This is a genomic window from Providencia heimbachae ATCC 35613 (assembly GCF_001655055.1).
GTDB lineage: Bacteria > Pseudomonadota > Gammaproteobacteria > Enterobacterales > Enterobacteriaceae > Providencia > Providencia heimbachae.
Genome location: NZ_LXEW01000012.1, coordinates 1 through 11,931, shown reverse-complemented (window position 1 = coordinate 11,931; position 11,931 = coordinate 1). Strand labels below are relative to the sequence as shown.

Annotated in this window: 15 protein-coding genes, 3 tRNA genes and 1 pseudogene; 12 read left to right on the top strand and 7 right to left on the bottom strand. The window is 36.6% G+C overall.

All coding sequences use genetic code 11. From position 1 onward, the window contains the following. Positions 1-99 precede the first annotated feature (99 nt). A complete protein-coding gene (locus M998_RS03240) occupies positions 100-378 on the bottom strand; it encodes a DinI-like family protein (RefSeq protein WP_068907496.1) in 279 nt (92 codons plus the stop codon). 259 nt (positions 379-637) lie between these two features. Between M998_RS03240 and M998_RS03235 the strand changes: the two genes are divergently transcribed. From M998_RS03235 to M998_RS03210, 6 genes are all read left to right on the top strand, one after another. After that, positions 638-1,327: a LuxR C-terminal-related transcriptional regulator gene (locus tag M998_RS03235; protein ID WP_068907494.1), complete on the top strand. Its 690-nt coding sequence runs from the start codon at positions 638-640 to the stop codon at positions 1,325-1,327. Continuing rightward, positions 1,294-3,126: an excinuclease ABC subunit UvrC gene (gene uvrC, locus M998_RS03230; protein ID WP_068907492.1), complete on the top strand. Its 1,833-nt coding sequence runs from the start codon at positions 1,294-1,296 to the stop codon at positions 3,124-3,126. The genes M998_RS03235 and uvrC overlap by 34 nt, the downstream gene beginning before the upstream one ends. 57 nt (positions 3,127-3,183) lie before the next feature. Further along, positions 3,184-3,732: a CDP-diacylglycerol--glycerol-3-phosphate 3-phosphatidyltransferase gene (gene pgsA, locus M998_RS03225; RefSeq protein WP_068442837.1), complete on the top strand. Its 549-nt coding sequence runs from the start codon at positions 3,184-3,186 to the stop codon at positions 3,730-3,732. A 165-nt stretch (positions 3,733-3,897) separates the two neighbouring features. Further along, positions 3,898-3,973, top strand: a tRNA-Gly gene (locus M998_RS03220). Positions 3,974-3,998: 25 nt separating this feature from the next. Then, positions 3,999-4,072: transfer RNA gene (locus M998_RS03215), tRNA-Cys, on the top strand. An 8-nt stretch (positions 4,073-4,080) separates the two neighbouring features. Further along, a tRNA-Leu gene (locus M998_RS03210) sits at positions 4,081-4,167 on the top strand. 99 nt (positions 4,168-4,266) lie between these two features. On the opposite strand, the pseudogene M998_RS19775 reads toward M998_RS03210, so the two are convergent. From M998_RS19775 to M998_RS19190, 4 genes and pseudogenes are all read right to left on the bottom strand, one after another. After that, a pseudogene (locus tag M998_RS19775) lies at positions 4,267-4,491 on the bottom strand (integrase); the annotation flags it as partial. Continuing rightward, a complete protein-coding gene (locus M998_RS19885; RefSeq protein WP_282550408.1) occupies positions 4,445-4,573 on the bottom strand; it encodes a hypothetical protein in 129 nt (42 codons plus the stop codon). The gene M998_RS19885 and the pseudogene M998_RS19775, both read right to left, overlap by 47 nt. Positions 4,574-4,646: 73 nt before the next feature. Then, positions 4,647-4,817 carry a hypothetical protein gene (locus tag M998_RS20010; RefSeq protein ID WP_169817206.1) on the bottom strand — a complete coding sequence of 57 codons (171 nt, stop codon included), beginning with the start codon at positions 4,815-4,817 and terminating at the stop codon, positions 4,647-4,649. After that, positions 4,817-5,080 carry a hypothetical protein gene (locus M998_RS19190; protein WP_074379418.1) on the bottom strand — a complete coding sequence of 88 codons (264 nt, stop codon included), beginning with the start codon at positions 5,078-5,080 and terminating at the stop codon, positions 4,817-4,819. Before M998_RS19190 ends, M998_RS20010 begins: the two co-directional genes overlap by 1 nt. 54 nt (positions 5,081-5,134) lie before the next feature. Here M998_RS19190 and rz1 point away from each other — a divergent pair, with 54 nt between their 5' ends. After that, positions 5,135-5,521 (top strand): lysis system o-spanin lipoprotein Rz1, encoded by a 387-nt coding sequence (gene rz1 / locus M998_RS03200; protein WP_232007508.1) that lies wholly within the window; start codon positions 5,135-5,137, stop codon positions 5,519-5,521. 491 nt (positions 5,522-6,012) lie between these two features. Here the strand turns inward: rz1 and M998_RS03190 are convergent, their stop codons facing one another. After that, the gene (locus M998_RS03190) at positions 6,013-6,630 is read right to left on the bottom strand and encodes a glutathione S-transferase family protein (RefSeq protein ID WP_068907487.1); all 618 of its coding nucleotides are present in this window, start codon (positions 6,628-6,630) and stop codon (positions 6,013-6,015) included. Between the two features lie 289 nt (positions 6,631-6,919). Further along, complete coding sequence (locus tag M998_RS03185) at positions 6,920-7,693, bottom strand: glycosyltransferase family 25 protein (RefSeq protein ID WP_068907485.1); 774 nt, start codon at positions 7,691-7,693, stop codon at positions 6,920-6,922. Positions 7,694-8,332: 639 nt separating this feature from the next. Between M998_RS03185 and M998_RS03180 the strand changes: the two genes are divergently transcribed. The 5 genes from M998_RS03180 to M998_RS03160 all read left to right on the top strand — a co-directional run bounded on the left by M998_RS03180 (position 8,333) and on the right by M998_RS03160 (position 11,907). Next, positions 8,333-9,088 carry a YnfC family lipoprotein gene (locus tag M998_RS03180; RefSeq protein WP_068907484.1) on the top strand — a complete coding sequence of 252 codons (756 nt, stop codon included), beginning with the start codon at positions 8,333-8,335 and terminating at the stop codon, positions 9,086-9,088. 341 nt (positions 9,089-9,429) lie between these two features. Further along, positions 9,430-9,585, top strand: coding sequence for an MbeCy (locus M998_RS03175; protein ID WP_068907482.1), 156 nt, complete (start codon positions 9,430-9,432; stop codon positions 9,583-9,585). Positions 9,586-9,789: 204 nt separating this feature from the next. Beyond that, positions 9,790-10,005 carry a YccJ family protein gene (locus M998_RS03170; protein WP_068442859.1) on the top strand — a complete coding sequence of 72 codons (216 nt, stop codon included), beginning with the start codon at positions 9,790-9,792 and terminating at the stop codon, positions 10,003-10,005. A gap of 151 nt (positions 10,006-10,156) precedes the next feature. Continuing rightward, positions 10,157-10,759, top strand: coding sequence for a TetR/AcrR family transcriptional regulator (locus M998_RS03165; protein ID WP_068907480.1), 603 nt, complete (start codon positions 10,157-10,159; stop codon positions 10,757-10,759). 50 nt (positions 10,760-10,809) lie between these two features. Beyond that, the gene (locus M998_RS03160; protein ID WP_068907478.1) at positions 10,810-11,907 is read left to right on the top strand and encodes an alkene reductase; all 1,098 of its coding nucleotides are present in this window, start codon (positions 10,810-10,812) and stop codon (positions 11,905-11,907) included. Positions 11,908-11,931: the final 24 nt, after the last annotated feature.

Below are 11,931 nucleotides of genomic sequence, written 5' to 3'. Positions count from 1 at the left end.
ATCTTGCTGAGGAAGAGGAAAGGGCAGAGCAGGAAGCTGCGGAACAGACAGAGCAACAATAAAAATCACGCGCCAGCTCGAGTAGTTGGCGCAGATTGATCACTTATCAAAATATTCCACTTCGGCTTCTTCGGTTTCAGGAAGCCAGTCACCCTCGTTAAATATTTCTTCTAGCGTTTCTTCAATATAAGTTTTTTTTTCATTCTTCCCAAGACCATCAATAGACACATTATCTTGAGTACTCCAGTTTATATCGATATTTAGATCGGGATATTTGGCGCTTAACCTTTTTGCTATCTCTTTTTTCAATGCGTCGAATGTACCAGTAGGCAATTGGCCTTTTTTATTGCTATTAAAGCGGATCTTGACGGTAACCATAAACACTCCTTCGTAGATTAAAGTAACTGGTTTTATATACAGTGAAATATAACTGTTATTATATACAGCATTCTATAGGGAAAGATCAAGGAGTATTGTTAATTACATTTGATGGCCTACCTCTGGTTAGTCGCAGTAAAAAGCGGTTCTCTATTAAACTTTATCCTAATTGCATGGAACACTATTGTGTCCATCAGTGTGTCCATGTGTTGTTTTCTGACTTTTAAATAACAATAAACGATTTATTAATCATATAGATATGCATATAAATATAATCGTCATTGACGATAATAATATTACGGTTCGTGGATTTGAATCGGTATTTAAGCAAAACTCACGTTGTAAGGTTGTCGCGTCATTTCCACTGATTGAGACGGCGATTGCTTGGAATAGGCAACAGCGAGCGAATATTATTTTAATTAGTGGTGAGTGTTGTCAATTTGACTCATTACGGCTAATACAAATATTGAGACGAACGCAACCTGAAGTTGGAATTATAATATATAATATACGAAGTAATTATTCATTTGTCCTTAAAGCGCTCGATATTGGAATTTTTGGTATATTAAGTATTAATATTAATGAAGAAGATTTAATCGAAGCAATCCAAATAGTCAATGCACGTCGTCGAATTATCTCACCGGATATCGCTCAAGATATTGCTTTACAAAGACAGGCTCACAATAGCCAGCATGATTTGTATGAATTGTTATCAGCAAGAGAACTTGAAATCATGCTTATGATCACTCAAGGTGTGCCAATTAAGCAAGTTGCTCAATCACTGACTCTTAGTCCAAAAACGGTAAATACCTATCGATATAGAATGTTTGGTAAACTTAATATCTGTAGTGATGTAGAATTAACGCATATAGCAATCAGCTATGGTTTAATCACAGCAAAACAGGGTTTATCAGGGTGGCAGAACAGTTCGAACCAAAAGCTTTCCTAAAAACAGTGACTAACCAGCCCGGCGTCTATCGAATGTATGACGCTGGCGGAATCGTTATTTATGTCGGAAAAGCAAAAGATCTTAAAAAACGGTTATCCAGCTATTTTCGTGAAAATGTGGGTAGCCGTAAGACGGAGCAGCTTGTTAAGCATATTGCCTCTATTGATGTCACTGTAACTCATACCGAAACAGAAGCATTATTGCTTGAGCACAATTACATAAAATTATATCAACCACGTTATAACGTGTTGTTACGTGATGATAAATCTTATCCTTATATCTTTTTAAGCAAAGAAACTCACCCTCGCCTATCGATGCATAGAGGGGCTAAACATGCGAAAGGTGAATATTTTGGACCTTTCCCAAGCTCTTATGCGGTGCGAGAAACATTGGCATTGATGCAAAAATTATTTCCTATTCGCCAATGTGAGGATAGTGTGTATCGCAACCGTTCCAGACCTTGCCTGCAATATCAAATTGGTCGCTGTTTAGGACCTTGTGTAAAAGGTTTAGTGACGGATGAAGAATATGAGCAGCAAGTTAATTATGTTCGCTTGTTTTTAACGGGTAAAGATAAGCAAGTTCTAACAGGCTTAATTGCACGAATGGAAAAAGCAAGTCAAGATCTCCGATTTGAAGAGGCGGCTCGTTTTCGTGATCAAATACAAGCGGTTAGAGCCGTTACAGAAGAACAATATGTATCAGGTGGTAGCGATGACCTTGATGTTATCGGTGTTGCATTCGAATCAGGCCTTGCTTGCGTACATGTATTATTTATTCGCCAAGGTAAAGTACTGGGCAGTCGCAGCTATTATCCCAAAATACCGGCAGGGACTTTGCTTGAAGAAGTTGTTCAAACGTTTCTAGGCCAATTTTACTTACAAGGTAGTGAGAGTCGAACTTTACCGGGTGAAATTCTGATTGATTTTGCCTTAACTGAAAAAGAGTTACTCGCGGGATCGCTTTCGGAGCTCGCTGGACGCAAAGTAAATATTCAAACTCAGCCTCGAGGCACCAGAGCTCGTTACTTAAAATTAGCACGAACAAATGCGTCTATTGCATTAACAACGAAAATTGCTCAGCAATCAACGATACATCAACGCATAGCCTCATTAGCGAAAATAGTTCATCTGGATTCCATATCACGTATGGAATGTTTTGATATATCGCACACAATGGGAGAGCAAACAGTCGCTTCTTGTGTTGTATTTGATAAAAATGGTCCCGTAAAATCTGAATATAGGCGCTATAATATAAGTGGGATCACTCCTGGTGATGACTATGCTGCAATGCACCAAGTTTTAACGCGTCGCTATGGTAAGCACATAGATGAAAGTAAAGTGCCTGATATTATTTTTATTGATGGCGGCAAGGGGCAGTTAGGGCAAGCAACAGATGTATTTAAGTCACTAGAAGTTGATTGGAATAAAGAACACCCGTTATTGATAGGGGTTGCTAAAGGTAGTGATCGTCGTGCAGGCCTTGAAACCTTATTTTTAAAGCCGGAAGGGGAAGGTTTTGCATTACCGCCGGATTCTCCTGCTTTACATATGATTCAGCATATTCGTGATGAGTCTCACAACCATGCAATTACAGGGCATCGTCAACGTCGTGCTAAAGTAAAAAATACCAGTGCGTTAGAATCAATTGAAGGGGTAGGCCCAAAACGTCGTCAGATGTTATTGAAATATATGGGCGGGTTACAACCTTTGCGGAATGCAAGTATAGAAGAAATCGCAAAAGTGCCCTCGATCTCATACGCGCTGGCAGAAAAGATTTATAATGCATTGAAACAGTAGGTGTCTTAGGGCAACATACTAATAATATCCAACCTAGTCAAAAAGTTAGTGAGCGAGATGAAATTAAATATACCGACGTGGCTGACATTATTTCGTGTCATCCTGATACCCTTTTTTGTACTGGCTTTTTACCTTCCTGTTAGTTGGGGGCCTTTCGCATGTGCATTACTCTTTGTTATTGCTGCGGTAACTGACTGGTTTGATGGGTTTTTAGCACGACTATGGAAGCAAACCACAAAGTTTGGTGCATTTTTAGATCCTGTTGCAGATAAGGTGATGGTGGCCACTGCATTGGTGTTAGTCACCGAAAGCTATGATGTTTGGTATATCACATTACCTGCTGCAACGATGATTGCCCGTGAAATTATCATTTCTTCTTTAAGAGAATGGATGGCAGAAATTGGTAAACGTAGCAGTGTGTCTGTTTCGTGGATAGGCAAATTTAAAACAACAGCGCAAATGATGTCGCTTGTTGGTTTATTATGGCGCCCAAATCCATTAATCGAGAATCTTTCAATTGCATTAATGTATGTTGCCGCTATCTTAACTTTCTGGTCAATGTTCCAATATTTGAAGGCTGCATGGGGTGATTTGAGCGAAGCTTGATCGAAATGATTGAAAAAACAGCGAACGATTCAATTATTTCAATAATTGTGTTGACTCGAAATGTGAAATCAGTAGAATGCAACGCATCGAACGGCAACTAAGGTTTGCGAAAATAAATAAGCAAATCAGCCAGTTTGAAACTGAAGTGAAAAGCGAAAGCTTTAAGCGGGAATAGCTCAGTTGGTAGAGCACGACCTTGCCAAGGTCGGGGTCGCGAGTTCGAGTCTCGTTTCCCGCTCCAATCTCGCAAGAGATTAAAGGAATAAGGCGCGTTAGCAAAGCGGTTATGCACCGGATTGCAAATCCGTGTAGCTCGGTTCGACTCCGGGACGCGCCTCCAAAAATTTAGCCCAGGTGGTGAAATCGGTAGACACAAGGGATTTAAAATCCCTCGGCCTTTAGGCTGTGCGGGTTCAAGTCCCGCCCTGGGCACCAAATAAAACTTGATTGAGTAATCAACAAGTTAGAGTAAAGAAAAAGCCACCTTCGGGTGGCTTTTTTGCATCTAAAATAACGTTTCACTATATTCTTTCACTATATTTTTATCATTTCGTTTATTTTTTTCTGTCCACCTACGGTCGGGACAATAGAAATTTTTCTATCATACCTTGCCGTCTGTGATGGTGTTTTATGGCCAGAGATATTTTGCTTTTCACTAAGCGTCCCATCGAGATCAGATATTCCTTTTGCTTTTAGATCGTGAAACGTAAAATTAAAATCTAAATACGGAAATTTCTTTACGGCTTCCTCTTTTGCTTTTTACACTGGCTGGCAACCGGCCTAACTTAATATCAAAGTCAGTTAATAGTTGTTCCCCGGGTACCCAAGGTTGTAATTGCATGGTGTTAATTCATTTGGTCGTTGAGAAAACACCATGCTAGTTAAAAGTGAAATATAAAACTGATTACGCTTAATCAATTATTGGCCCGGATAATCGCCTCAACAGGGTAGCATTCAGCGACTTGACCTTTATCTGTCAGTAATTCTTTATCGATCAAGCAATTCAACTCGTCAGGATAGATATAGCCGTAAGGCTCAAATTGACAGTTGGCCGCACTGCATATCATCAGAAATAGACTAAACACTACTGCTTACTCCTTTGTTGCTGTACGACTGTAGGTTGAATTTCAATTTTGATATATGCAGGAAAGTCATAAGAAACATTGCAGCGCCTATCCGTTGAAATAAAACCATACGATCCATCGGGTATGTCATGGAAACCTTCAGTTGCCGTCGTTTTATTGATGTTATTTGCGATATCAATGATTGTTTTCGGCGCTTTTCGCCTGACAGACAACACATGTGGCATTGATAAAGTCAGTTTAGAAAAACGCTGCCAGAAAGCCATCGATCACTATAAAGGTCGGCAAGTTAATTTTTAATCATCTATATGGTAACCGCCATGAATAAAGTCAGAGCCTTGTTATTTATCGCTGTGTGGGTCGCTATATGGGGAATGTGGAAGCAACACGAGAGAATAGGTGAATTAAATACCAAGAATGCCAAACTACTGACAGAGCAAGTCAAAATCAATGAAGATTACCAAGAGCGTGTTCAAACCCTTCGTCAACTCGATACTAAACATATTCAGGAACTAGCCAGTGCAAAGATTGAAATTGATAAGTTGCGTATTGCTGCTGAGCGCAATCCTGAGCAGGTGTACATCAGAGCCAGCTGTAAAAAGCTGAAAGCGTTACCACCTCAAGCTTGGATGATGGAGCAACCGCTAGACCTACTGACTCCGCTATCCGAAATTATTGGTTACTCAGAAACAGAATTGCAAAATTAACTCGAATGATATTAGAGTTAATTTTGCATTAGGACGGAGTGTTTACACTAATAACTGACTTGCTAGGAAACAAATAAGCTATTTAAGACATTCTTTGATTAATGCTATTACCACCATAAAAATGGGGGGCAGTGCTTGATAAAAAAACAACGTCCAGAAACTTGATGGTTTTTCTATTTTAATGTAACTCATTGCTATATATATAAAAGGAAAGGCAGAAAGTAATAGAACTACAGATAGTTCAGGCCATTTTATAGTTACGAAAGAGCTAAATATCAATACAACCCAAAAACATATAGTACCGATGATAATTATATGCTTTTTTGTATTAAAGATAATTGGATTATTATTTTTGTCTTCATTGACGTATTTATCTACAAATTTCATCATTAAAGTAAATCTCTTTAGTTAAGTTAAATGACCATCATTGGACTAATACTTTTTTATAACAAATTTTCGGAATAAAAAAGTATAGTTCTATATCACATCAATTAACTATCAGCGCCACCTTTCATGGCTTCGTTTTCCTTAGCAACTGCTTTTAGGTAGGCAGAGCTCGATTTTAGATTATCATAGTGGTTAATAACGTTTTGAGGTGCTTTGAACCCTAAATTCAATGCCCATTGAGTTGTTTGGAAAAGAAAAATATCAGCGATAGAAAATTTATTATTCGCGATGTATGTATTTCCGTCTAATGCAGAGGAAAGAACCTCAATTGATGAAAGGTAATCTTCTTTAGCTATAGGGATTATATCAACAACTTTCTTTGATTCAGGAAGAAACATTGAATGCTTTAAGATGGTCCATAGTGGTGATTCAAGTTCGCTAATGATAAAAGCAAGCCATTGATTCACTATTGCTTTTTCATCGATATCAATTGGAGATAAAAGGTTGCTGCCATACTTTTCTGATAAATAAGTGCAAATAGCTGAAGATTCAAAAAGCACTAAATTACCATCGACAAAAGCAGGAACTTTCATTGTAATGCTTGGATTGTTTTCATTTTTATTCATCACATCGAAAAAGATGCATTTGTATTCTAATCCAAGTAATTCAGCAGTCCATGTTACACGAATAGATCTAGATTTAGGGTAAGTATAAATTTTCATCACTAGCGTCCTCTTAGTTGACTTTTCACTCTAATACATATTTGACTTATCTCAAATTAGACCAGTAATATTCTTATGTTAACTGACGTAATCAATCATAAAGCCTACTTTCGAGTGAGCTTTTTAATAGGTTAAGGAGATAAATACGATGGCATTATGTCGAATGATGAAGAAAAATTCAGCTGCTTTATTATCGGTAGAATTTCCGTATGAAAGTATAGAAAAGATATCAGCCAATTTATAACAGCGCCCTGAAAGTGATCGCTGTTATAAATTGTGTTTATTGAAATTATCGATATGTGCTTTTTTTTGATAGTACATGTTTTTTTATTGCGGATAAAGGAGATAATCGTGATATTTCTTTTTTAATCTTCGTTAAAAAAGTTTTTTTAGTATTCATTGAATTTTTTTTGGGCATGATAAAACTAGGAAATGAGGTGGCTTTGCTATTGTTGAATATGAAATCTTGAATACATATTGCAGGTTCTATCATGAAACAATTGATATCATTATTTAAAGTTGGAGTGAATAGTTCTATATCAATAGCTAGTATGTTTTTTTTTGATGATAAACGATTTAATATTTTTTTTGCAGTCTCTATATTTATAATATAACCTGCAGTGCCTAGATTACATTTTTTTACTTCATATAATACTCGATTATCTAATGTTCTTGTTTTTTTACAATTATATCGAGAGAAATATTTACTATATTTTTCAAGTTTAACTATATCTATATCTGATGGGATCCATTTTGAATTAGATAAGAAAATAGATGAAGATGGACTCAAATAAATATCATCTTCAAATATAGCAATATATTCATTTTTATTTTCAATAGCCATTTTCCATATTTTTATATGGCTTAGTAAACAACCCTTTCCTCCAGGTGAAAGTTGTGAATCAGATAAATTGATACCGGTTTCACGCTCAGTATTTGTTATTTGTTCTGGTGTTATAGCGTCAAAAAATTCGAAATCCACATTACTTTTTTTGAATTCATTTATTACATGATTTCGTCTTGACTCATTGTCGTTTTTGATACTTATTACTATGTTTTTCATTACATTGCCTACTCGCTTTTAGCGTTTAAATTTATAAATTGCATCTATTATACCTAGATTTTTCGTAAAAATATCTAGTAAATTCATTTTTTTATCAATTGGTTATGTGATTTTTTTGTTCGCTAACTTTGGTTACTATTGTTAGATATCGAGGTAAATAATCTATGCAATAATTAGTTTGGCACTCGGAGATATATTGAAGAGTGGACTGATAATGTGAAAATAGAAGTTAAGCCATGTGATTTTTTAACGACTCTTTCTTTATTATGGATTACCCGCTAAGGGAATGATGGATATTTCCTTGTCATAACTTATCTTTGCTTAACTGAAAATTAAAATGCTTCCAAATAGTTTTTGGATACCATTAAAAAACTTAATAAAAAGTTCATTGAAAGGGTTAACATATTGTATAGATGGATATTAATAGTTATTCTTCAATTACATAAGGCTACACCTACAAGGTCTTAGCTTTCTCTTAACACTAAAAAATATCATGTTACAATTTACATGTTGATACTTTCCTCACTAGGCAAATTTTCTTAGGTGTATTTGGTTGTATAAAACTGATAACATTAACAACGAATGAGTATAATAAAGAATAAATTCTATACTATTAGTAGGTTAGGGGCATGAAAATAAATGAGTAATAAATATGTATTGCCAATTACGCCATTAATTTTTTTTATATCTTTTGAATCATTGGCATATCAAAAACAAGAATATAACCCGGTTGTATTCAACATGGGTCAGCTATACGATTTCAACCCAGTTAAAGGTAATATTAAAGAAATTAAATCAGTGGTTTATAATGAAGATAAGTCTATCAATTATGAGTCAGAACTAAAAGTTGGGCGTGATGGTTGCATCGATAGTTTTAAGCTAAATCAAAAAAAAGATGAGTATCTGAATGGTGTGCATAACTACCTCTTTATTGAAAGAATCAAAAATAAGTTAATTGGTGTGGATGCGAATGGGCCGGTTGAGATATCTATTGGTCACGACTGTCAAATCTTATCAAGAAAAGACTCTAATGGTGAGCTGATCTATCAATACAATAAAGAAGGGCTTATCACTGGCTCAATACTTGCCGATACGAAAGAAAAATTTGGTGAAAATAAATATAATGAATTTAAATTGCCCACCACAATAAAATATTACAAAGGGAATGATGTTATTTCTGAAACCAAAATTACCTATGGCAAAAATATGAACAAGGCATTTGATCACTTTATGGATATTAAAGCGCTAGGGCAGACTATACTGCAGGTGGATTCTAAATGTGATTATAATGATCAATATATACCATACAAATGTGATTTTATTTTAACACTGGGTTCGAAGGATGAAAAAATAAAATTGAGAAAAAGCAGTACCACGAAAGCACTATTTTATTGATTATAGGTAACGTTCAATTCTACATACTGTTTACATTATAAAGGCATATTCAATGTTTGTTATCAGTTGCTAAATAGCAAGTGGCAATATTTTTTGAATATGCTTTTATTATCTTTTTGCCCTAATAAATCTTATTACGACCTAGATCTAATCGACATTGTTATAGCTGAAATAGTATTATTTTTAATCGATAACTAGATTTAAATGGAAACCGAAAGTAAGGATCCAATTAAAATGGTATTGATGTTGATTCTTACCTTATTTTTTGTAAAAAATGGTAAGTCAGACTGTTCCATTAGCATTTTGTGTCAATATTCTCTTTTTAATAGGAGAATATCGGTATGTCTAATATGAAAACAGAAGTGATTGTGATCAGATTAACCAAACAAGAGCGTGCTTTGCTAGATTCAATCAAGACAAAGCCATTACTTGCTGATTGGATGAAGGAAATTGCGTTATCTGAAGTCAAAGAACAAGAAAATAAAACCTCCAGTTGATTTGTAAAAAAACGAGTACAGAATGGGCTTTTGACTGACATGTTGAGTAAGCTATAGCCTGTAATTTTGTGTGATTTATCTATGTTGGAAAGTAGGCAGCAATATTTTAGTATTAATTCTTATTACATAGATAAATGATTCACAGTATCAAAAAACGTCGGCATGCTATTATTTAATAGTCAGCATCATGTTTAGGAGATAAGAATGAAAGACTCACATCATATTGCCGAATGGGCAAAGGTCAGGGATACTTCGATAGAGATTGCTCAGGCTATTTTTGAATTAGCGAATAATGATGAAGTGCTAGCTGAAAAAGTTTGGGAAGAAGGCTCTGATGAAGTGCTTACTTTGGCATTTTCGAAAACTAAAGCAGATAGGTTGTTTTGGGGTGAAGAAACAATCGAAAGAAAGAATGTTTAAATAATATTTTAAGGCCTCGGACGTTTTATTCGAGGCTTTTTTCTATAAATCAATCAGTTATTTAATTGGCTATTTTTATAGAAGGGCCTTTAGCACAGACTGCCAAAAGTGGAACTTGCATTGGACCGATTGGTCTATTACAGTGACGACAATGAACAAAAATACGGAATATGATACCCGAGAATACTTGTTAGCGACTGGTGAACGCCTTTGTTTACACAGTGGTTTTATAGGTATGGGACTTAGCCAGCTACTCAAAACAGCCGAAGTACCGAAAGGTTCGTTCTACCATTATTTTCGATCAAAAGAAGCATTTGGTGTGGCGATGCTGGAGCGTTACTATGCTGCCTATCACCAGCAGTTATCTATTTACTTTGAAAGTGGTGAAGGTAATTATCGAGATCGAATTTTGAGCTACCATAGCAGAATGCTTAAGCAATCCCCTTTAAATGAGCTAGTTAGTGGGTGCTTGACGGTAAAATTATCGGCTGAGGTATGCGATCTTTCTGAAGATATGAATAAGGCCATGGATAAAGGTGTGAGGGCGATTATTAAATTACTTGCGGAAGCTTTAGAAAAAGGGCGTGAAGAAAAAACCCTGACTTTTTCTGGCGAGGCAGTGACCAATTCCCAAGTTCTCTATTCTTTGTGGTTAGGTGCTAATTTACAAGCGAAAATCTCGCGAAGTACTGCGCCTTTAGAAAATGCAATGGCGCATATCAAAACGATTATTTCAGTGCCTAATTATCTTTAGGCATTTTTATTTCATACGTTACTAGTTGACCGGTCTATTAAGGAGCCGATATGTCAGAACAAAAATTATTTACCCCTCTTAAAGTTGGTGCACTAACTGTACCGAATCGTATATTTATGGCTCCTCTTACCCGTATGCGCAGTATTGAGCCTGGTGATATTCCAACGCCTCTTATGGGTGAGTATTACCAGCAACGTGCAACGGCAGGGCTAATTATTGCTGAAGCAACGCAAATTACAGCTCAAGCGAAAGGGTATGCCGGCGCACCGGGTATTCATGATCCGGAGCAAATTGCGGCATGGAAGAAAATTACTGATGGGGTTCATGCAAAAAATGGGCGCATCGCTGTACAACTTTGGCATACAGGGCGAATTTCACATAATAGCTTACAACCGGATGGTTTAGCGCCAGTTGCACCATCAGCCCAAAACTCAGGAACCCGTACTTCATTACGAGATGAAAATGGTCATGCAATTCGTGTAGATACCTCAACACCAAGAGCGTTGATGCTGGAAGAAATTTCTGGAATCGTTGATGACTTTCGCCAAGCGGTTGCTAATTCACGTGAAGCTGGATTTGACATGGTCGAGCTTCACGGCGCTCATGGCTATTTATTGCATGAATTCCTATCTCCTTCATCCAATCATCGAACAGATATTTACGGAGGTAGTGTTGAAAATCGAGCACGTATAGTGCTAGAAGTTATTGATGCGGTGTGTAAAGAGTGGGCACCAGAACGAATTGGTATTCGTCTTTCACCGATAGGCTCATTCCAAAATATGGATAATGGCCCAAATGAAGAATCAGATGCTCTGTATTTAATTGAACAACTGGCTAAACGAAGTATAGGTTACTTACATCTTTCCGAACCAGACTGGGCAGGTGGTCAGCCATATAATGAAGATTTTCGTCACAAAGTGCGTGCACGTTTTTCTGGTGTGATTATAGGCGCAGGTGCTTATACCCCAGAAAAAGCAGAGGACTTAATTAATAAGGGGCTGATCGACGCGGTAGCTTTTGGCCGAGATTATATTGCGAATCCAGATCTTGTTGCACGTTTGAAGCAAAAAGCAGCACTTAACCCTCAGCGCCCAGAAAGTTTCTATGGTGGGGGGGCAGAGGGGTATACAGATTACCCTACACTATAATTATACTCGTCATACTTCAAGTCA

Bases quoted from the DNA above. Each gene is read 5' to 3' on its own strand.
- M998_RS03240 (WP_068907496.1), bottom strand. From the start codon at position 378: ATGGTTACCGTCAAGATCCGCTTTAATAGCAATAAAAAAGGCCAATTG.
- M998_RS03235 (WP_068907494.1), top strand. From the start codon at position 638: ATGCATATAAATATAATCGTCATTGACGATAATAATATTACGGTTCGT.
- pgsA (WP_068442837.1), top strand. From the start codon at position 3,184: ATGAAATTAAATATACCGACGTGGCTGACATTATTTCGTGTCATCCTG.
- M998_RS19885 (WP_282550408.1), bottom strand. From the start codon at position 4,573: ATGCAATTACAACCTTGGGTACCCGGGGAACAACTATTAACTGACTTT.
- M998_RS19190 (WP_074379418.1), bottom strand. From the start codon at position 5,080: ATGGCTTTCTGGCAGCGTTTTTCTAAACTGACTTTATCAATGCCACAT.
- rz1 (WP_232007508.1), top strand. From the start codon at position 5,135: ATGAATAAAGTCAGAGCCTTGTTATTTATCGCTGTGTGGGTCGCTATA.
- M998_RS03190 (WP_068907487.1), bottom strand. From the start codon at position 6,630: ATGAAAATTTATACTTACCCTAAATCTAGATCTATTCGTGTAACATGG.
- M998_RS03185 (WP_068907485.1), bottom strand. From the start codon at position 7,693: ATGAAAAACATAGTAATAAGTATCAAAAACGACAATGAGTCAAGACGA.
- M998_RS03180 (WP_068907484.1), top strand. From the start codon at position 8,333: ATGAGTAATAAATATGTATTGCCAATTACGCCATTAATTTTTTTTATA.
- M998_RS03175 (WP_068907482.1), top strand. From the start codon at position 9,430: ATGTCTAATATGAAAACAGAAGTGATTGTGATCAGATTAACCAAACAA.
- M998_RS03170 (WP_068442859.1), top strand. From the start codon at position 9,790: ATGAAAGACTCACATCATATTGCCGAATGGGCAAAGGTCAGGGATACT.
- M998_RS03165 (WP_068907480.1), top strand. From the start codon at position 10,157: ATGAACAAAAATACGGAATATGATACCCGAGAATACTTGTTAGCGACT.
- M998_RS03160 (WP_068907478.1), top strand. From the start codon at position 10,810: ATGTCAGAACAAAAATTATTTACCCCTCTTAAAGTTGGTGCACTAACT.